This is a genomic window from Bradyrhizobium sp. 139 (assembly GCF_023074175.1).
Lineage (GTDB): Bacteria > Pseudomonadota > Alphaproteobacteria > Rhizobiales > Xanthobacteraceae > Bradyrhizobium.
This window is the reverse complement of the sequence record NZ_JADPKS010000069.1, coordinates 22,300-40,292: the sequence shown is the minus strand read 5'-3', so window position 1 is coordinate 40,292 and position 17,993 is coordinate 22,300. Positions and strand designations below refer to the sequence as shown.

Annotated in this window: 16 protein-coding genes; 5 read left to right on the top strand and 11 right to left on the bottom strand. The window is 64.6% G+C overall.

Translation table 11 applies throughout. From position 1 onward, the window contains the following. The first annotated feature begins 13 nt into the window (after positions 1 to 13). Positions 14 to 1,237 (top strand): GGDEF domain-containing protein, encoded by a 1,224-nt coding sequence (locus tag IVA80_RS15780; RefSeq protein WP_247431591.1) that lies wholly within the window; start codon positions 14 to 16, stop codon positions 1,235 to 1,237. A gap of 9 nt (positions 1,238 to 1,246) precedes the next feature. Here IVA80_RS15780 and IVA80_RS15775 read toward each other — a convergent pair whose 3' ends face one another. The 6 genes from IVA80_RS15775 to IVA80_RS15750 form a co-directional block, all read right to left on the bottom strand. After that, positions 1,247 to 1,648 carry an SDR family oxidoreductase gene (locus tag IVA80_RS15775; RefSeq protein WP_247431589.1) on the bottom strand — a complete coding sequence of 134 codons (402 nt, stop codon included), beginning with the start codon at positions 1,646 to 1,648 and terminating at the stop codon, positions 1,247 to 1,249. Positions 1,649 to 1,667: 19 nt separating this feature from the next. Further along, entirely contained in the window at positions 1,668 to 1,904 is a 237-nt protein-coding gene (locus IVA80_RS15770) for a hypothetical protein (protein WP_247431586.1), read from the bottom strand. Positions 1,905 to 2,168: 264 nt separating this feature from the next. Further along, positions 2,169 to 3,293 carry an acyl-CoA desaturase gene (locus IVA80_RS15765; protein WP_247432081.1) on the bottom strand — a complete coding sequence of 375 codons (1,125 nt, stop codon included), beginning with the start codon at positions 3,291 to 3,293 and terminating at the stop codon, positions 2,169 to 2,171. Positions 3,294 to 3,495: 202 nt separating this feature from the next. Then, positions 3,496 to 3,705 (bottom strand): cold-shock protein, encoded by a 210-nt coding sequence (locus IVA80_RS15760; RefSeq protein ID WP_247431583.1) that lies wholly within the window; start codon positions 3,703 to 3,705, stop codon positions 3,496 to 3,498. 247 nt (positions 3,706 to 3,952) lie between these two features. Beyond that, positions 3,953 to 7,471 (bottom strand): transcription-repair coupling factor, encoded by a 3,519-nt coding sequence (gene mfd / locus IVA80_RS15755; protein WP_247431580.1) that lies wholly within the window; start codon positions 7,469 to 7,471, stop codon positions 3,953 to 3,955. Further along, complete coding sequence (locus IVA80_RS15750) at positions 7,468 to 7,758, bottom strand: succinate dehydrogenase assembly factor 2 (RefSeq protein ID WP_247431577.1); 291 nt, start codon at positions 7,756 to 7,758, stop codon at positions 7,468 to 7,470. Before IVA80_RS15750 ends, mfd begins: the two co-directional genes overlap by 4 nt. Positions 7,759 to 7,941: 183 nt before the next feature. On the opposite strand from IVA80_RS15750, the gene recG reads away from it, so the two are divergent. Further along, positions 7,942 to 10,050 carry an ATP-dependent DNA helicase RecG gene (gene recG / locus IVA80_RS15745; protein ID WP_247431574.1) on the top strand — a complete coding sequence of 703 codons (2,109 nt, stop codon included), beginning with the start codon at positions 7,942 to 7,944 and terminating at the stop codon, positions 10,048 to 10,050. Positions 10,051 to 10,211: 161 nt separating this feature from the next. After that, positions 10,212 to 10,733: an AAA family ATPase gene (locus tag IVA80_RS15740; RefSeq protein WP_247431571.1), complete on the top strand. Its 522-nt coding sequence runs from the start codon at positions 10,212 to 10,214 to the stop codon at positions 10,731 to 10,733. A gap of 28 nt (positions 10,734 to 10,761) precedes the next feature. On the opposite strand, the gene IVA80_RS15735 is transcribed toward IVA80_RS15740, so the two are convergent. The 3 genes from IVA80_RS15735 to glmS form a co-directional block, all read right to left on the bottom strand. Continuing rightward, positions 10,762 to 11,634 carry an NAD(P)-dependent oxidoreductase gene (locus IVA80_RS15735; RefSeq protein WP_247431568.1) on the bottom strand — a complete coding sequence of 291 codons (873 nt, stop codon included), beginning with the start codon at positions 11,632 to 11,634 and terminating at the stop codon, positions 10,762 to 10,764. A gap of 106 nt (positions 11,635 to 11,740) precedes the next feature. Next, positions 11,741 to 12,511, bottom strand: a complete 771-nt coding sequence (locus IVA80_RS15730; RefSeq protein WP_247431565.1) for a DUF502 domain-containing protein — start codon at positions 12,509 to 12,511, stop codon at positions 11,741 to 11,743. 89 nt (positions 12,512 to 12,600) lie between these two features. Beyond that, positions 12,601 to 14,427, bottom strand: coding sequence for a glutamine--fructose-6-phosphate transaminase (isomerizing) (gene glmS / locus IVA80_RS15725; protein ID WP_247431562.1), 1,827 nt, complete (start codon positions 14,425 to 14,427; stop codon positions 12,601 to 12,603). Positions 14,428 to 14,647: 220 nt separating this feature from the next. On the opposite strand from glmS, the gene IVA80_RS15720 reads away from it, so the two are divergent. Further along, positions 14,648 to 14,866 carry a hypothetical protein gene (locus IVA80_RS15720; RefSeq protein WP_247431558.1) on the top strand — a complete coding sequence of 73 codons (219 nt, stop codon included), beginning with the start codon at positions 14,648 to 14,650 and terminating at the stop codon, positions 14,864 to 14,866. Positions 14,867 to 14,872: 6 nt separating this feature from the next. On the opposite strand, the gene glmU is transcribed toward IVA80_RS15720, so the two are convergent. After that, positions 14,873 to 16,240: a bifunctional UDP-N-acetylglucosamine diphosphorylase/glucosamine-1-phosphate N-acetyltransferase GlmU gene (gene glmU / locus IVA80_RS15715; protein WP_247431555.1), complete on the bottom strand. Its 1,368-nt coding sequence runs from the start codon at positions 16,238 to 16,240 to the stop codon at positions 14,873 to 14,875. Positions 16,241 to 16,415: 175 nt separating this feature from the next. Here glmU and IVA80_RS15710 point away from each other — a divergent pair, with 175 nt between their 5' ends. Next, positions 16,416 to 17,768 (top strand): hypothetical protein, encoded by a 1,353-nt coding sequence (locus tag IVA80_RS15710; protein ID WP_247431552.1) that lies wholly within the window; start codon positions 16,416 to 16,418, stop codon positions 17,766 to 17,768. A gap of 46 nt (positions 17,769 to 17,814) precedes the next feature. On the opposite strand, the gene IVA80_RS15705 is transcribed toward IVA80_RS15710, so the two are convergent. Next, positions 17,815 to 17,961 (bottom strand): hypothetical protein, encoded by a 147-nt coding sequence (locus IVA80_RS15705; RefSeq protein WP_247431549.1) that lies wholly within the window; start codon positions 17,959 to 17,961, stop codon positions 17,815 to 17,817. Positions 17,962 to 17,993 lie beyond the last annotated feature (32 nt).

The window sequence follows — 17,993 nt, the reverse complement described above, 5'->3', positions numbered from 1 at the left end:
ATCAGAGTTTGTGATGTCCCAGGCGGGCCCGATCCTGTTTGTGTCCAACGCCCAGCGGCCGCCCTTCATCGCGGCACTGGACGAGGCCCGTCTCTTTCCCGTCGTCGATACCGACTGGGCCAGCGCGGCGCGCGCGGTCGGAGAGGTGCAGCCGGCCGCGGTTCTCGCCGCGATGCATGTCGGGCATGAGGCCCATCTGGCGACGCTCGCCAGGACGATCGCCGAGCAATCGCCCTACCTGCCCTTCGTGGCGCTTGATGCTGCGGGCACACTGCCGCAGAACGCCCTGCCCTTCTCCTCGCACGGCGGCAATTCCGACCGCCTCGTCGCGCGGCTCCGCGCCGCGCTACGCGTGCGCACCCTCCATGCCACGGTGCTGCGCCGGCTGCCGGAGGTGAAAGTAGCGCTGCCGGAGGCCGATCCCGTGCGCGATGCTACCGTGCTCCTGATCGGCCGCGGCGTGGCTTATCCTGCACTCTCCGTGGCGCTCGGCGAACGCGTCGGCGTCATCGGCGCGCTCTCGATCGAGGCCGCGGCCAAGCATCTCAACACCCGTGATATCGACGGCGTCGTGCTCGCGGAAGGTTTTACCCCGCGCGTCGCCGACGCCTTTCTCACGGTGCTCGCCGAGGACACCCGCTTCCGCAGCCTGCCCGTGATCCTGACCGCCCACCAGCTCACACAAAGCTACGACCTGCCCAATCTCGAGCTGATTCCGGGCGAGCCGGCGAAGGTCGCCGCCAACGCGCTGCCGCTGATCCGCCAGCACGCGATGGAGGCTCAACTGAGCCGCACGCTGCGCTCGATCGATGCCGGCGGCTGGCTCGATCCGCGCAGCGGCCTGCTCACGGTGGAAGCTTTTGCCAGCGACTTTTCCAAGGCGGTGGAGCAGACGCTCGCCCGCGGCGGCGGCCTCTCCGTGGCGCGCTTTGCCTTCGATCCCGGCAATCCCCGCGCCCAGCTCGATGCCGCACGGATCCTGAGCCGCCTGATGCGGCAGATGGATTTTGGCTCGGCGCAGAAGGACGGCTCTGTCATCGTCGCGTTCGCGGAGACCGACTTCCGCACCGCGCATATGATCGCGCGTCGTCTCTCCGCGGTGATGCGGCACACCTCCAACGGCAAGAACGAGATGCGCAGCGATCCCGTGGTCAGCGTCGACTCGCTATCGCCATCGGATACGGCACGGTCGCTGCTCGGCCGGCTGTCCGCCGAAGCATCGCGCGCGGCGTCTTAGGCATCCTCTTCAGCGCATGATAAAGCCGCCGTCCACCGAGATGGATTGGCCGGTTACGTAGCTCGCTGCGCCGCTGCAGAGCCACAACACCGCATTCGCAATTTCCTCAGGGCGGCCGACCCGTCCCATCGGCACGCTCTTCTCCATTGCCCTGAGAGCATCGCCCTGGCCGGCGGCAACCATCTGGTCGGCCATCGGTGTCCAGACAAGCCCAGGGCATATGGCATTGATACGGATGCCGCGTGCCGCATATTCGAGAGCCGCACTCTTGGTGAACCCAAGGATTCTTGGTGAACCCAAGGATTCCGTGCTTGGCGGCATGATAGATGCCGCGCTCGGCGCGGCAGTCTCCTCCGTGCGGGCCGATGGCATGGCCATCAGCGAAAGCAATGCGACGACCTGCAGTTTCATGAGGGATCGCCTTGGCCGTTTACGCCATCATAAGCTTGATCTGGCCGTCCTCAGCGGTTCCCATCGCGAGCGCGTCGCGCGCCATCTTTTCGACGGCCGGCCAATTCGTGAGAAGGTATCTCTGCGCCTGTACTTTCGTCGGGAAGGTGGTCTGTAAAATACAGCTCTGCCGCGCGTTTCCATTCGCAATCTGAAAGGAGACTGCCTGGGGGTCCTCTGCAAGCTCTTGTTTGGTGGGCTGGGGAAACTTGCGCATGCTGCTCCTTCATGAAACGCTTGAATGACGCTGCTCGGCAGCTCAGGGCTCAGCGAACCGGTGGGATGACTTCGGGCGCTTGTTCGGCGGGAGCCGCCCCAGCCGCGGTCTTCCTGGCTTTCGCCAGGCGTTTCGACTCAAGGCTGGGCTGCGTGTTGCGGACCGCCTCGGTCAGCATCTCGCGGAGCTCAGTTTTGGTCTTGGGTGCTTGCCGCGGACTCGACTTCTGCCAATTGGTCATACCCCTATATGGGGATGCTCGCGCTAAATGCCACCATTCGCTTTCGCGTTGGCGGCGAGACCGGGACTGGCCAGAAGAAACCCGACGGAGTCATGCAAGAGTTCGTAGGCCCGGTCGACAATGTCGTCCAGCGATATGGTTTTGGCGAACATGCGCTGCGCTTCAGTCAGCAACTGGTCGCGAGCCGGCATGCTGGACAGACGCAGGTCGGCACGGTGCTGCAACAGAACGAGCGCGTCCCGGACCGACAATTCGGTCTCATGGATCGACGTCTTGATCGCCAGCGCGATGTGTTCAGGATTGAAGCGAGCAGCGAGCTGCTCAGCCGCTTGTCTTACCACGCGCGAGCCCAACCGATGCTCATTGCGCAGAACCTGCTTGGGCGGCATCTTCAAATCCCGGACGATCCCGAGCCAGGACAAGGCCACCAGGGCATAATAGGTCAGATCAATCTCATACCAGTAGAAGCCCTGTCGAGCACTGGCCTGATAGGCGTGGTGATTGTTGTGCCACCCCTCGCCCATCGTGAAGAGAGCGAGCAGCCAATTGTTGCGGGAATCATCACCAGTCACATACCGCCTGCGGCCGTGGACATGTGCGAGGGAGTTGATGCAGAACGTGGCGTGATACACAAGCACGGTGCTCCAGAGGAAGCCGACCACGAGTCCTGACCACCCGGCAACGAGGAAGCACAGACCCGCGAGCACGACTGCCGGCAGGAGTTCCAGTCTGTGCAGCCACATCAACTCGGGATACGACGCCAGATCCGACACTTTCACCAAGTCGGTTGTGTCGTGCTGCCGGTAGAAGATCCAGCCGAGATGACTGTAGAGGAAACCCTTGTGCCGGGGTGAATGCACATCCTGCGCCGTATCCGAGTGAAGATGATGATGGCGATGTTTGGCAGCCCACCAGAGGACGCTTTTCTGAGCGCTGCTCTGGGCAAGAAAGGCCAGGATGAACTGAAACACCCGGCTGGTCGCGTAAGCCCGATGCGAGAAATATCGATGATACCCGGCAGTGATCGCAAACATGCGCAACCAGTACAGAACCGCGCAAATGGCAACGGCCTGCCACGAGACGCCCGACCAGATCGCCGCGACGCATCCCAGGTGGACCAATATGAACGGCAGGACCTGCGGATACATGACGTCGTCGTGTTCGTCATTGTGTTCCTGGCCTGAATCGATTCCGATAGACACGCTCGCGACCTCAGCAGTTCCGATGGGCGGGCCAACCCGCAATCGGTGTAAAAAAACCCGCGGCCGGTAAACCAGTCGCGGGTCGTACGAACCAGAAGCTTTGCCAGTACATCCGTGGCCAAAGCAACGTAGTCGCGATTGCGGCAGCCTATTCGGCGCGCAGATTTTCCGCAGCAGACTTGCCGGTCCGGCGGTCTGCGACGATTTCGAAGGAAACCTTCTGCCCCTCGTTGAGGGTGCTCATGCCGGCGCGTTCAACGGCGCTGATATGAACGAAAACGTCCTGGCTTCCCTGGTCCGGCTGAATGAAACCGAAACCCTTTTGGCTGTTAAACCACTTCACAGTTCCCGTAGTCATGGGGGTCGTCCTTTAAGATAGATAAGGCTTTAGAACTGCGCTCAGGAGCGCAGTCGGCGAATTCGAGATCTGGAGGGAGGGTCGTCAGTCAGGCACGCTATCAGCGGCGAGGCCAAGTCGTTCGGCCGAAACTCGATGACCCCAATATGACTACTGTTCGGGCATTCCGCAAGTGGCATGTGTCGCTGTTTTCGGAGCCAAATGGGCACCGTTTCGCGCCGCGCCGTCTCCTGGAACACGATACCCGCTACGCCGCCTTCTTGCTGTGCGCAAGGTGCGCCAGCTGGCGCATGATCTCGGTGGTGCCGACGAGACGCTCTTCCGGCGTCTCCCAGTCCTGGAGGAACACCACCTTCATGTCGGGCCGCACCTTGGCGGCCTGGCCGTAGCTGCGGATGAACGATACCAGGCGGTCGGGATAGGCGAACGAATTATCGCGGAACGCGATGACGGCGCCCTTCGGACCGGCATCGATCTTCCCGACATTGGCCTGACGGCAGAACGCCTTGATCGCGGCGACCTTGAACAGATAGCGCACCTCGTCCGGCAGCACGCCAAAGCGGTCGCGCATCTCCGCGCCAAAGTTCTCGATCTCCTCTTCGGTGTCGAGATCAGCCAGCCGGCGGTACAGCGACAGCCGCACCGAGAGGTCGCCGACATAGTCTTCCGGAATGAGCACGGGCATGCCGATGGTGATCGACGGCGACCAGCGGTCGGCGGCGGGCTCAGACACACCGGCCTTGAGGTTGACGATCGCCTCCTCCAGCATCGACTGGTAGAGCTCGAAGCCAACCTCCTTGATGTGGCCGGATTGCTGCTCGCCGAGGATATTGCCGGCGCCGCGAATGTCGAGGTCGTGCGAGGCGAGCTGGAAGCCTGCGCCCAGCGTCTCCAGCGATTGCAGCACGGTGAGCCGGCGCTCGGCCTGCGCCGTGATCTTCTGCTGCGCCGGCAGCGTGAACAGCGCATAGGCGCGCAGCTTTGAGCGGCCGACGCGGCCGCGCAGCTGATACAGCTGCGCGAGGCCGAACATGTCGGCACGGTGCACGATCAGCGTGTTGGCGTTGGGAATGTCGAGGCCGGATTCCACGATGGTGGTCGACAGCAGGATGTCGAACTTGCCGTCGTAGAACGCTGTCATGATGTCCTCGATCACCGCGGGCGGCATCTGCCCGTGCGCGACCGCGACCTTCATCTCCGGCACGTTCTTGTCGAGGAAGTCCTTGACTTCGGCGAGGTCGTCGATGCGCGGCACCACGTAGAATGCCTGGCCGCCGCGATAGCGCTCGCGCAGCAGCGCCTCGCGGATCATCAGGGAATCGTGCGGCGCAACGAAGGTGCGCACCGCGAGGCGATCGACCGGGGGCGAGGCAATGATCGAGAGCTCGCGCACGCCGGTCAGTGCGAGCTGCAACGTGCGCGGGATCGGCGTCGCCGACAGCGTCAGCACGTGCACCTCGGCACGAAGCGCCTTCAGCCGCTCCTTGTGGGTGACGCCAAAATGCTGCTCCTCGTCGACGATGACGAGACCGAGATCGCGGAACTTGATCGCCTTGCCGAGCAGCGCGTGGGTGCCGATGACGATGTCGACGGAGCCGTCGGCCAGCCCCTTCTTGACCTCGTTGAGCTGCTTGGCCGGAATCAGGCGCGAGGCCTGCGCCACGTTCACCGGGAAGCCCTTGAATCGCTCGGCGAAGGTTCTTGCGTGCTGGCGCGCCAGCAGCGTGGTCGGCACCACAACCGCGACCTGCTTGCCTTCGAGCGCGACGGCAAAGGCCGCGCGCAAGGCTACCTCGGTCTTGCCGAAGCCGACGTCGCCGCAGATCAGCCGGTCCATGGGACGGCCGAGTTCGAGGTCCTTCAGCGTTGATTCGATGGCGCCGAGTTGGTCTTCGGTCTCGTCATAGGGAAAGCGCGCACAGAACTCGTCGTAAAGGCCCGACTGCACCGGCAGCTTCGGCGCCTCGTGCAAATGGCGCGCGGCGGCGATCTTGATCAGCTCGCCCGCGATCTCGCGGATGCGGTTCTTCAGCTTGGCCTTGCGCGTCTGCCAGCCCGAGCCGCCGAGGCGGTCGAGCTCGACCGTGGTCTGGTCGGAGCCGTAGCGCGACAGCAGCTCGATGTTCTCGACGGGAAGGAACAGCTTGGTCTCGGCGGCATAATGCAGCTCGAGGCAGTCATGCGGTGCGCCGGCGACGTCGAGGGTCTGGAGCCCTATGAAGCGGCCGATGCCGTGATCGACGTGAACGACGATGTCGCCGGCCGCCAGACTCGTGATCTCCGAGATGAAATTGTCGAGCTTGCGGCTCGCCTTGCGCGGCCGCACCAGGCGATCGCCGAGGATGTCCTGCTCGCTGATGAGCGCAATCTCGTCGGTCTCGAAACCGCTTTCGAGGCCGAGCACGGCCAGCATGGTCTCGTTGCGTGGGGTCGCCTGCACCGTCCGCCAGCTGTTGACGCTGGTGGTGTGGGTCAGCTTGTGGTCGCGCAGCATCGAAATCATGCGGTCGCGCGAGCCTTCGCTCCAGAGCGCGACCACGACCTTCTTGCGCTGGGCGTGCAGCGCCATCACGTGGGCGACGACGGATTCGAACACGTTGACGGTGGCGTCGTTGCGTTCGGGCGCAAAGTCACGGCCCTTGCGTGCCCCGGCATCGACGACACTCGTGCCATCGGCCGGAACCGAAAACTGCGTCAGCCGCACCAGCGGCATCTCGCTCTCGCGCCTGGTCCATTCCTCGTCGGTCAGATAGAGCCTGTCCGGCGGCAGCGGCTTGTAGATGGCACCGCCGCCCGGATGCTCCATCGCGTCGCGGCGGGCCTGATAGTAGTCCAGTATCTGCTTGAAGCGCTCACGGATGGCGTCCTCGGCCTGCGGCTCGATCGCGACGGCTGCGCCCTGCAGATAGTCGAACAGCGTGTCCATCCGGTCCTGGAACAGCGGCAGCCAGTGCTCCATGCCGGGATGGCGGCGGCCCTCGCTGACGGCCTCGTACAGCGCATCGTCGCGCTCAGGTGCGCCGAACTCGGCGACATAGCCCATGCGGAAACGGCGGATGGTGTCGGTGACGAGCTGGAATTCGGAGATCGGCACCAGGTCGAGCGCGCGCATGTCGAGCAGCGTGCGCTGGGTCTCGGCGTCGAAGGTGCGGATCGATTCGAGGCTGTCGCCGAAGAAGTCGAAACGGACCGGCTGGTCGAGGCCGGCCGGAAACAGGTCCAAGATGCCGCCGCGCACGGCATATTCGCCCGGCTCGCGCACGGTCGAGGAGCGATTGTAGCCGTTGTGCTCGAGCCAGGCGACGATGGTGTCCATCGGCACGACGTTGCCGGGCGCAACCGACAGCGCCTGCGCCGCGACGAGGTCGCGCGAGGGCACGCGCTGCACGACGGCGTTCACCGTCGTCAGCGCGATCAGCGGCTTGTCGCTACCGGTGAGCGAGGCGAGCCGCGCCAGCGTGGTCAGGCGCTGCGCCAGGACGCCGCCATGCGGCGAGACGCGATCATACGGCTGGCAGTCCCAGGCCGGAAAGGTCAGCACGGGCAAATCGGGCGCGAAGAATTGCAGAGCCCGCTCGAGCTGCTGCATCCGCGCACCGTCGCGGCAGACCACGGCAAGGCTGACGGCCGGCTTCTTCGGCCGGGCCGCGATGGCACGGGCGAGATCGGAGATGACGAGGCCTTCGGCGCCTTCGGCGACATTGGCGAGCGTCAGCGCGCGGCCGGGCGTGAGCAGCTCGGCCGGAGATTTCGAGCCCTGCTTCATGCGTCACGATCCGCGAGCGGAAACGCCTTGACGCGGGCAAACAAACCGCCGGTGACGTCAGCCGGCAGCACCTTGTCGCCGATGACGGCGGCATAGAGATCGGGATCGTTGACCTCGAGCAGGCGCTCGAGCTCAGTCAGCTCGGCGTCGGACAGATTGCCGATCTCGGCATCCGCGAAGCGGCCGAGAATCAGGTCCATCTCGCGCGTGCCGCGGTGCCAGCAGCGGAACAGAAGCCGCTTGCGACGGTCGTCCAGCCCGTTGCTCGATCGTGTCGTTCCCGTCATGTCTCAAATCCAGTCAAACGCCAAAAGCCCGGACGTGCCGGGCCGGGGTGATATAGCCATTCGGACCGCCGGTGTCAGCCCTCGATTTGGCATGGCTCGCCACACGGCAGTCCCTGCAAAAAAGACGTGGATGCCCGCCATAAAGCCGGGCAAGAGGAGCTAAAACGATCCTAGATTCGTCTCATGCGCCCCAGCCTGCTCAATCCGCTGTTTGCTCCCGTGACCAGCCTGCCCGGCGTCGGTCCGAAGCAGGACAAGCTGCTGCAGTATCTGCTCAGCCGCAATGAGACGCCGCGCCTGGTTGACCTGCTGCTGCACTTGCCGAGCCAGGTCATCGACCGCCGCGCGCGGCCGAAGATCCGCGACGCCGTCCAGGGAACCATGGTGACGCTGGAGGTCACCGTTGATCGCCATCGCCCGCCCCCGCCGCGCAATGCGCGCGCGCCGTATCTCGTTTATGCCAGCGACGAGACCGGCGATGTCGTGCTGACCTTCTTCCGCGCAAAACCCGGCTATGTCGAAAAACTGCTGCCGATGGGCGAGAGGCGCTACGTCTCGGGCACACTCCAGATGTATGACGGCATCCCGCAGATCGTGCATCCCGACCGCGTGCTCGACGAGGAGGCGATCGCAAAACTCTCCGGCATCGACCCCGTCTATCCCTTGACCGAAGGACTGGCGCTCGGTTCGCTCCGCCGCGCGGTCGCACAGGCACTGCAAAAGCTTCCCGCCTTGCCGGAATGGATCAGCCCCGAGGTGCTGCGGCGCTGCAGTTTTCCGCCGATCGCCGAAGCGCTCAGCCGGGTGCATCAGCCGGTCGAGCTCACGGACATCCTGCCTGAAAAGCCCTACTGGTCGCGCCTCGCCTTCGACGAATTGCTTGCGGGCCAACTCGCGCTCGCCCTGATCCGCGCGCAGCTGCGCCGCCCGGCCGGTGTCCGCAATGCCGGCGATGGTCACTTGCGCAATGAGATCATCGACGCCCTGCCCTATGCCCTGACCTCATCCCAGCGCAGCGCCGCGGCCGCCATCGCCGAGGATCTGAAACAGCCCGTGCGCATGCTGCGCCTGCTTCAGGGCGATGTCGGCTCGGGCAAGACCGTCGTGGCGCTGCTGGCTGCCGCCGCCGTCGCCGAAGTCGGCAAGCAGTCCGCGCTGATGGCGCCGACGGAAATCCTGGCGCGGCAGCACATCAAGACCATCGCCCCGCTCGCGGAGCGCGCAGGGCTAAGGGTGGCCATCCTCACCAGCCGCGAGAAAGGCAAGGAGCGGCGCGAGCTGTTGGCGCAACTTGAAGCGGGCGAAATCAATCTCCTCGTCGGCACCCATGCGCTGATCCAGGACGACGTGATCTTCAACGATCTCGCCCTGGCCGTCGTCGACGAGCAGCATCGTTTCGGCGTGCGCGAACGCCTCGCGCTGACCTCGAAGGGCAAGGCCGTCGACGTGCTGGTGCTGAGCGCGACCCCGATCCCGCGCACGCTGGTGCTGACCTATTTCGGCGACATGGACATCTCCGAGTTGCGCGAAAAGCCCGCCGGGCGCCAGCCGATCGAGACCCGCACCATATCGATGAGCCGCCTCGACGAAGTCACCGATAGCATCGGCCGCGCACTCCAGTCCGGCAAGCTGGTCTACTGGATCTGCCCGTTGGTCGATGAATCCGAGGCCGAAGGCACCGAGCACCTCACGAACGCGACCAAACGCTTCGAGAGCCTGCAAAAACGTTTCGGCGACCGCGTCGGCCTGGTTCACGGCCAGATGAAGGGCACCGAGAAGGACCGCGTAATGGGCCAGTTCGCCGCCCATGAGATCGGCCTTCTGGTTGCGACCACCGTGGTCGAGGTCGGCGTCGACGTGCCGGCTGCGACCATCATGGTGATCGAGAACGCCGAACGATTTGGATTGGCCCAGTTGCATCAGCTGCGCGGCCGCATCGGGCGCGGCTCGGAAGCCTCGACCTGCCTGCTGCTCTACTCGGAGCCGCTCGGCGAGATGTCGAAGGCGCGGCTGAAGGTGATCCGCGAGACCACCGACGGTTTTCGCATCGCCGAGGAGGATTTGAAGTTGCGCGGCGAAGGCGACGTGCTCGGCGTGCGCCAGAGCGGCCTGCCCGGCTACCGCATCGCGCGTTCGGAAGTGCACGGCCAGCTCATCACGCAAGCCCGCGACGAGGCACTGCGCATCCTGAAGGACGATCCGAAGTTGAAAGGCGAGCGCGGCGAGGCGCTCAGGTGCCTACTGTATCTGTACGAAAGGGACGAGGCGATCCCGCTGATCGGGGCGGGTTAGGCGTAGCCGGCTGCTGCGGCCGCAAAGATAGTGACGAATGGTTTCGTGTCGTCTCCTCCTGATTTGGACAAGCTCTGCACATGTCGACCAGTTCGACTCGCGGAGAAAGGCGACGAAAGCGCAACCTTTTCCCCAGGCCGATTTCGTGACACCTTGCGGCCATGCGCCGGATCATCGTCGTCGGCTCTCAGGGAAGCGGAAAGACAAGCCTCGCCCTCAAGCTCGGGCGAAAGCTTGGATTGCCGGTGGTGCATCTCGACGTGCTCTATTGGCGGCCGGGCTGGAAGCCCTCCGACAAGCCGAGCTTCCGGACACGTGTCGCCGATGCGATCGCCGGCGACGAATGGGTTGTCGACGGCAGCTTCTCGGGGCTGGCCTTCGATCTGTCACTTGCGCGTGCCGACACCCTGGTCGTCATCGAGCGCCCGCGCTGGCTCTGTCAGTGGCGCATTCTCTTGCGTTCAGCCTTCGATCGCGACAACAGGCGATCCGATTTGCCAGAGGGGTGTCCGGAACAGTTCGACTGGAAATTGATGCGGGAAGCGTGGCGTTACGACACCGAGCGCTCACCGGTCATCGAGGCCGAGCGCATCCAACATGGCGCGGACGTCCCGGTCGTGCGCTTGAGACGCGACCGGGACATCCAGGGTTTTCTGGATTCCGTTTCGGTGCACGGCGAGTGATCCTTTGCCGTGACTTCAGACTGGACGGCTAGGCCTTCTTCTGCGCGATACGCGCAGCGAACGCCTTCATCAGCTCGGCATCCGCCGCCTCGCCATTGGCATCCGCGGCGAGATGCTCAAACCAGCGCGCAAAGCCTTCGTAGATCTGGCTCGCCGGATGATCTGGCCCGAGGAATCCTGAAATCTCCCGCATCTCCGCGACCCAGCGATAGGCCTTTGGGATCATGTCCGGCAGCGCGATCTCGAGCCGGGCCAGCAACGCGGGTTGGCTCATTGCGAGTTCGTCGCGCAGCGCGTCGGCCGCGCCCGCTTTCGTTGCCGCGACCACCATCGCCGAGCCGATGCCGGCGAGGCCCTTGACGATGCCGGCATAGGACATCTTCAGCGCGGAGGCTGCGCCGACGGGTCCCTCGACAACCCGCATGTCGAGCCCGAGATCCTTCAGCACCGCGACGTCCTTGGCGTGCTCGCCGGACATGTAGAAAGCCGGGCTCTTGCTGCCGGGCTGCGGCGGGAAACCGATGATGCCGCCATCGACGAACGGCGCTTGCGCCGAGCCGATGATCTCCTCGATTCTTCGCACGGTATCGACATTGACCGCGTTGCAGTCGACGACGACCGGCTTCTTCTCGCGCCTGACGATCAGCGCCGCCAGCCGCTCAGCCAGCGCTACCGCTTCGCCCGGCGGCACGATCGAAAGGATGATGTCGGCCTCCGCGATCGCATCGTCCTCGGCGCCGATCATGCCGGCGTCCGCCGCGCGCTTCAGCGTCGCCTCGCTGCGCCCCTGCAACGACGTCAGCACGCGTGCACCGTTCTCGCTGAGGCGGCGGGCCACGGCGCTGCCCATGGCGCCGGGGGCGAGGATCGCAATGGTCTTTGACGCCAAAATTTTGGTCATCGTGCACACTCCAGGTCGAATTCCGAGCGAGGCGCTCAGATCAGCCGGAGAATAGCAGAAGAGGCAAACCCCGCGTGATCGACGGTCATCCCGCGGAGGAATGGCCCTACTCCACCTTTGCAGGCTGAGGCTGGATCGCTGAGGCGTTGGCAATGCGCGCGGCGTTCGCCATGCCCGCAAGCGCTGCGGCCTTCTTCGAATCTGGTGCCGAGCCCGGTTGCACGACGCCGGCTGACATGATCAGCGTCGCGGCATCCTCGGTGCTCATGTCGACCTCGATGATCTTGCTCTTTGGCACGTAGAAGAAGAAACCGGTGGTCGGGTTCGGCGAGCACGGCAGGAATACCGAGACGTGCTCTTCCTGCCCCGGCAGGCTGCGCGCGACCTCTTCATTCGGTGCCTGCGAGATCAGCACGATTGACCACATGCCGGGCGAGGGAAACTCGACCAGGCCTACTTTCCGAAAGCTCGAGCCCTTGCCCGAGAACAGCGTCTCGAACACTTGCTTCAGACCGCGATAGATGGCGCGCACCGCCGGGATGCGGCCGACGAAGGTCTCGCCGAGATCGACCAACGTGCGGCCGATCAGATTGGCGGTCAGAAAGCCCAGGAGCGTCAGGGTGAAGACTGCGACAATCAGTCCCCAGCCGGGAACGACGTAGGGCATGTACGTTTCCGGCCGGTAGGCCAGCGGCACGAACGGCCGCACCACGCCATCGACCCAGGTGACGAACCACCAGACCAGATACAGCGTGATCGCAATCGGCCCGGTCACGACGAGGCCGGTGAGGAAATAATTGCGGAAGCGGCCCATCAGGCCGGTATGCGGTTCCGGGAGGGGATCGAGAGGCGCAGGCGCGTCGTCGCGGGGGGTCATTCGGGTTCCAGATCGGTCGCAGCACACAAGCTAGGGTCTTCTAGCAGGTTTTGGAAGACCACGAAGCGACCGACCGATATCCCTTCTGCCTATTCCACCGTCACCGACTTGGCGAGGTTGCGCGGCTGGTCGACGTCGGTGCCCATGATGACCGCCGCATGATAGGCGAGCAGTTGCACCGGGACCGCATAGACCATCGGCGTGAACGCCGCCGCCATATCAGGCATCACGATGGTGACGAGGGACTCGACGGTCGCCTCCGCCGCGCCCTTGGCGTCCGTCATCAGGATGATCCTGCCGCCGCGGGCGGCGACCTCCTGCATGTTGGAGACGGTCTTTTCGAACACACGGTCGTAGGGCGCGATCACGACGACCGGCATGGTCTCGTCGATCAGCGCGATCGGCCCGTGCTTGAGCTCGCCGGCGGCATAGCCCTCGGCGTGGATGTAGGAGATTTCCTTCAGCTTCAGCGCGCCTTCGAGCGCAAGCGGAAAGCTGGTGCCGCGGCCGAGATAAAGCACGTCGCGCGATTTGGCGATCTCGCGCGCGAGCTTCTCGATCTGGGGCTCGGTGGTGAGCGCGTCCGCCATCAGGCGCGGAATCTCGATGAGGCCATGGACGAGCCTGGTCTCGTCCTCGTCGGACAGTTGGCCGCGGGCCTTGCCGGCCGCAATCGCAAGGTTAGCCAGCACCATGAGCTGGCAGGTGAAGGCCTTGGTCGAGGCGACGCCGATCTCGGGGCCGGCGAGTGTTTGCAGCACGGTCTCGCTCTCGCGCGCGATCGTCGAGGTCGGCACGTTGACGACGGCCACCGTGTGCACGCCCTCGGCCTTGGCATAGCGCAGCGCCGCCAGCGTGTCGGCGGTCTCGCCCGATTGCGAGATGAAGATGGCGAGATCGCCCTTGCGCAAGGGCGCCTCGCGGTAGCGGAACTCGGAGGCGACATCGACCTCGACCGGCACGCGTGCAAAACGCTCGAACCAGTATTTGGCGACGAAGCCGGCATAGCTCGCGGTGCCGCAAGCGGCGATGTTGATGCGCTGGATGTTCTTGAAGTCGAACGGAAGCTTGACCGGCAGCAAGACGCGCTCGGTCGCCATGTCGACATAGCGCGCCAGCGTGTGGCCGACCACTTCCGGCTGCTCGTGGATCTCCTTCGCCATGAAGTGGCGGTAATTGGCTTTGTCGACCAGCGAGGTCGAGGCGGCATGCCTGATCTTGTCGCGCTGGACCGCGTGGCCGTCCTTGTCGAAGATCGTCGCGCTCTTGCGCGTTAGCACGACCCAGTCGCCGTCCTCGAGATAGCTGATCGTGTCGGTGAACGGGCCGAGCGCGATGGCGTCGGAGCCGAGATACATCTCGCCGTCACCATAGCCGATTGCGAGCGGCGGGCCGTTGCGGGCGCCGATCATCAGGTCGTCCTCGCCGGCAAAGATGAAGCCGAGCGCGAACGCGCCGCGCAGCCGCGCCAGCGTCAATTTCACCGCTTCCACGGGCTTGTTGCCGCGCGTGAGCAGATCGTCGACGACATGCAGCACGATCTCGGTGTCGGTCTGGGTGTGGAACACCGTGCCTTTCTTCTCGAGCTCCTCGCGCAGTTCGCGGAAATTCTCGATGATGCCGTTGTGAACGACGGCGACGCGCTCGGTCGCGTGCGGATGCGCATTGTTCACGGTCGGCTTGCCGTGAGTGGCCCAGCGGGTGTGACCGATGCCGGTCGTGCCCTTGAGCGGCTCGGCTTCCAGCCGCTTCTCCAGATTCTTCAGCTTGCCCTCGGCGCGGCGGCGCTCGATCTGCTCGCCTTCGAGCGTGGCGACGCCCGCGGAGTCGTAGCCGCGATATTCAAGACGTTTGAGCGAATCCACCAATTGCTCTGCAACCGGCTCGCGCCCGAGAATGCCGACAATCCCGCACATGCGGATCAATATCCCCCAAACCGTCGAAAAATCATCAAAACGACGCGTGTAGTTTCTAGCGAAGTTCCTAAGGAACCAGTTACTCAATAATTATTGCCGATTGAGACAGCGCCGGTCCGCTTCCGGCTTCGACTGCGTCGAATTGGCCGGCCTTAAACCGCGCGCATTAACTTGTTGTCAATAAGTTTGGCCAACGATTCCAGGCCAGGAGCGTAAGGCCATGAAGAGCTCGTCCGACCGCAAAAGTCTGTCATCGATGTCCGCGCACGCCAGCGAGACCACCGGCACGCACCTTGCGCATTGGCCACCGCCCCAGCGCGGCAAGGAAAGCAAGCCCGTTTTCGTCAAGCACATCGCCGGAGAACCTGCGAAACGCGCCAAGCCGCGCGGCTGGCGCCTGACGCGTGCGATCTTTTCGGAATTCTCCGACGATGAATAGCGCCGGTCAGTTCTCCGGCTTCTTCTCGACCTTCTTGCCGCTTGTCTTCATCTCGCGATAACGCGTAGCGCCGCCTTCCCTGATGGTCTGCGGGCTACGCTCCAGCGCCATCGCATCATCGGGCACGTCGCGGGTGATCACCGAACCCGAGCCGATATAGGCGCCGTTGCCGATCTTCACGGGTGCGACCAGCGAGGAGTTGGTGCCGACGAAGGCGCCCTGCCCGATCACCGTCTTGTGCTTCTTGAAGCCATCGTAGTTGCAGGTGATGGTGCCGGCGCCGATGTTGGAATTGGCACCGATTGTCGTGTCTCCGATATAGGAGAGATGGTTGACCTTGACCCCGGCTTCCAGCGTCGCAGCCTTGGTCTCTACGAAATTGCCGATCTTCGCGCCATCGCCAAGCGAAGTGCCGGGTCGCAGCCGCGCATAGGGGCCGATCGAGACGTTCTTGCCGAGCGTGGTCTGCACGATATGCGAAAAGGAATGGATCACCGTGCCGTCGGCGATCGACACGCCCGGACCGAGCACCACGAACGGCTCGATCGTCACGTCCTTGCCGAACACGGTGTCGGCGGACAGATAAACGGTCTCGGGCGCGATCAGCGTGACGCCGGCTTCCATCGCCGCTTTCCGCAAGCGCGCCTGCATCACGCCTTCTGCCTCGGCGAGCTGCGCCTTGGTGTTGATGCCGCGCACTTCGTCCTCGCTGGTCTCGATCACCACGGCCTCCCATCCCTGTTCGCGGACGATGCCGACCGCATCCGTCAGATAATATTCGCCTTTGGAATTCGCATTGCCGATCTTGTCGAGGATGGCGAGTGCACGGCGCCCGTCGATCGCCATCACGCCGGCATTGCACAGATCGATCTTGCGCTCTTCTGCGCTGGCATCGGTCTGCTCGCGGATCGCGACCAGGCGGTCGGCCTCGACGATGAAGCGGCCATAGCCGGTGGGGTCGGCGGCGCGAAAGCCGAGCGCGGCGATCGCAGCGCCCTTCGCGAGCGGCGCACGCAGCCGCGCAAAGGTCTCGGCCGAGATCAGTGGCGTGTCGCCGAAGGCAATCAAGAGATCGTCGACGCCCGGCGCAATCGCCTCGCGCGCCGCCAGCACCGCGTGCGCAGTGCCGAGCCGTTCTGCCTGCACGAAGGTGAGCGCATCGGGACGAATGCGCCTCGCCTCGTCGGCGACCGCCTGATGGTCGGGGCCGATCACGACGGCGAGCGCGGTGCCGGTTCCCTTCGGGGCGGCGGCGAGCACGTGTGCCAGCAGGCTCTGGCTCGCGACCGGATGCAGCACTTTCGGCAGGTTCGATCGCATGCGCGTGCCTTCGCCGGCGGCGAGCACGATCGTGAGGCTGGAGCGGGCGGTCATCGAAATCCTGTCAACTACGGCCGAATCAATTGGCGCGATGGGCAGCGAGCCGCCCTCATAAGCTCTCGCCTTGCTACCCCCGCAAACGCCCGGAATTCAAGTGTGACACACTTTTCCTGTTAATGTTCCCTGATTGATTCGGGGAAGCCGGACAGGGGCTGGGCACTTAACGTTCATGGCAAAGGATTCCGACCCACTGGCGGACGCCTTCGGGACCAACGAGACCGGCGGGCTGTTCTCCGGACTTTTGGCCGAGGAAAGCGCAGTCGACCGCCGCATGATGTGGCGGCTGGGCTCGTGGGGCGTGGCCGCCGTCGCGGCTGTCGTGCTGGCCGTGATGGCCAATCAGGCCCAGCTCGGCTGGCATCGTGACCAGGTTGCGTCGGCCGATCTGTCGCGCCAGGCCGACCGGCTCCAGGTGCTGAGCAAGGAAAGCCAGAACGAGGCCCGCCGCCTCGCCTCCGCCATCGAGACGCTGAACACCGATCGCGACCGGCTCTATTCGCGCGTCACCGTGCTGGAGCAAGGCTTCGATTCCGTCACGGGGGCCATCGCCAAGCAGAGCGCGCCGCCGGCCGCGAAGCCGCAGGATGCCGGGCCCGTGGCCCCCAGCGTCGCGCCGGTCGCCTCGACGCCGGCCTCCAGCGGCGACAAGCCGCGCACGGAGGCCACCAAGGACTCTTCGAAGGACGCGCCGAAGGAATCTGCAAAGGAGCAGGCAAGTCCGCCACCGCAGACCGCGGCCGCCGCCTCGCTCGTGCAGCAGTCGCCCGCGATGATTTCGGCACTGCCGATGCTTCCGCTGGTGCCCTCCAAGTCGATCATGGCGCCGCCCGATCCGGCCGCATCGAAACTGATTCAGCCCGAGGCAACCGAGAAGGCCGCCGAGAAGAAGCCCGAGCCGACGCCAGCGCCGACCGAAGTCGCCGCGGCAGCAGCCAAGCCTGAGGCGCCCGAAAGTGAATCACCTGCGATCGCGGTTCAGCAGACGCGCTTTGCGATCGAGGTCGGCGGTGCCAACTCGATCGACGGCCTGCGCGCGCTCTGGCGCGGCCTGATCAAGTCCAATCCGGAAGTTGCAGCGCTCCGCCCGATCATCATGATCAAGGAAGGCAATATCGGCCTCGGCATGCAGCTCCGCTTAGGTGCCGGCCCCCTGATCAACGCTGCCGCCGCCGCAAAGCTCTGCGCGGGCCTTGCCGAGAACGACCGCCATTGCGAAACCACCGTGTTCGACGGCCAGCGCCTGTCGCTGCGCGGCGGCCCGGACAAGGGGCAGGAAAAGACTCAGGACAGGGTTCAGGAGAAGAACGCCGAGAAGAACCAGGACTCGGTGCCGCAGGCCGAGAGCACCCCGGCGCCCGCGCCTGCTGCCAAGCCGGACAAGCACCGCCGCAGCTACTCCTCAAAGCGCTCGTCAAAGCGCGAGGAGCCCGCGCCCACGCCCGCGCCTGCACCTGCGGCGCAACCGGCGAAGCCTGAGACGGCGTCCACGGGATCGACGCTGTCGTCGTTCTTCAGACGATAGGGCTGTGGCCTCGCCCATCGATGGGGTTCTTCGGGCAGGCAATCACCTACTCGATCCGTGCTTTTTCCCTGAGGTCCCGGATGCGCGTCTCGGCCTCGTCCTTCGACTGGACGAGTTCCGACCAATCGTCGACCCGCGCTTCCTTGCTCAGCCTCTTGAGTTCGTCCAGTTGCGCCTGCGTTGGTTTCTCCATTTTCGTCTCCTTGAAATGCAACAGCTGACGAG

Bases quoted from the DNA above. Each gene is read 5' to 3' on its own strand.
- glmS (WP_247431562.1), bottom strand. From the start codon at position 14,427: ATGTGCGGGATTGTCGGCATTCTCGGGCGCGAGCCGGTTGCAGAGCAA.
- IVA80_RS15775 (WP_247431589.1), bottom strand. From the start codon at position 1,648: ATGAAACTGCAGGTCGTCGCATTGCTTTCGCTGATGGCCATGCCATCG.
- IVA80_RS15740 (WP_247431571.1), top strand. From the start codon at position 10,212: ATGCGCCGGATCATCGTCGTCGGCTCTCAGGGAAGCGGAAAGACAAGC.
- IVA80_RS15735 (WP_247431568.1), bottom strand. From the start codon at position 11,634: ATGACCAAAATTTTGGCGTCAAAGACCATTGCGATCCTCGCCCCCGGC.
- IVA80_RS15780 (WP_247431591.1), top strand. From the start codon at position 14: ATGTCCCAGGCGGGCCCGATCCTGTTTGTGTCCAACGCCCAGCGGCCG.
- IVA80_RS15705 (WP_247431549.1), bottom strand. From the start codon at position 17,961: ATGGAGAAACCAACGCAGGCGCAACTGGACGAACTCAAGAGGCTGAGC.
- IVA80_RS15720 (WP_247431558.1), top strand. From the start codon at position 14,648: ATGAAGAGCTCGTCCGACCGCAAAAGTCTGTCATCGATGTCCGCGCAC.
- glmU (WP_247431555.1), bottom strand. From the start codon at position 16,240: ATGACCGCCCGCTCCAGCCTCACGATCGTGCTCGCCGCCGGCGAAGGC.
- IVA80_RS15760 (WP_247431583.1), bottom strand. From the start codon at position 3,705: ATGACTACGGGAACTGTGAAGTGGTTTAACAGCCAAAAGGGTTTCGGT.
- IVA80_RS15765 (WP_247432081.1), bottom strand. From the start codon at position 3,293: ATGTATCCGCAGGTCCTGCCGTTCATATTGGTCCACCTGGGATGCGTC.
- IVA80_RS15750 (WP_247431577.1), bottom strand. From the start codon at position 7,758: ATGACGGGAACGACACGATCGAGCAACGGGCTGGACGACCGTCGCAAG.
- IVA80_RS15770 (WP_247431586.1), bottom strand. From the start codon at position 1,904: ATGCGCAAGTTTCCCCAGCCCACCAAACAAGAGCTTGCAGAGGACCCC.
- IVA80_RS15730 (WP_247431565.1), bottom strand. From the start codon at position 12,511: ATGACCCCCCGCGACGACGCGCCTGCGCCTCTCGATCCCCTCCCGGAA.
- recG (WP_247431574.1), top strand. From the start codon at position 7,942: ATGCGCCCCAGCCTGCTCAATCCGCTGTTTGCTCCCGTGACCAGCCTG.
- IVA80_RS15710 (WP_247431552.1), top strand. From the start codon at position 16,416: ATGGCAAAGGATTCCGACCCACTGGCGGACGCCTTCGGGACCAACGAG.
- mfd (WP_247431580.1), bottom strand. From the start codon at position 7,471: ATGAAGCAGGGCTCGAAATCTCCGGCCGAGCTGCTCACGCCCGGCCGC.